Source organism: Mesorhizobium sp. M7A.F.Ca.AU.002.02.1.1, from assembly GCF_003998535.1.
GTDB lineage: Bacteria > Pseudomonadota > Alphaproteobacteria > Rhizobiales > Rhizobiaceae > Mesorhizobium > Mesorhizobium ciceri.
Window position 1 is genome coordinate 1 of the sequence record NZ_RZPB01001496.1, and the last position, 431, is coordinate 431.

Annotated in this window: 1 pseudogene; it reads left to right on the top strand. The window is 63.6% G+C overall.

The features are described from left to right. A pseudogene (locus tag EN879_RS38575) lies at positions 1-357 on the top strand (SH3 domain-containing protein); the annotation flags it as partial. Positions 358-431 lie beyond the last annotated feature (74 nt).

The window sequence follows — 431 nt, forward strand, 5'->3', positions numbered from 1 at the left end:
GAGGAAACCGGCCCCGCCGCCATGCAGGATGCGTACCTACTGGCGCTGGCGGCGCCTGACGTCCCGCTTGATTCCGCTCCGACGCTGGCTTCTGGCCCCGAAATTCCCTGCGCCCGCTATGTCGGCCAGCCGATGGAGCGCTGCAAGGTCAGCGTGGTGCACACCGCCGACAAGGCGAACATCACTGTGACCTGGCCCGATGGCGGCACGCGCATCATCTCTTTCCGTGCCGGCCAGCCGGCCGGTTCCGACGCGCCCGGCGACTTCCGCTTCACCAGGGAAGGCAGCCTCAACATGATCCGTGTCGGCGTCTCGGAGCGGTTTGAGATCACGGATCAGTTGGCGCTGGGGAATTAGAATTCAGGGGAGTAAGGGAGCAGGGAATAAGGGAGTGTGTTTGGAATTCTCTCGAACCCACCCTACTCCTGTCT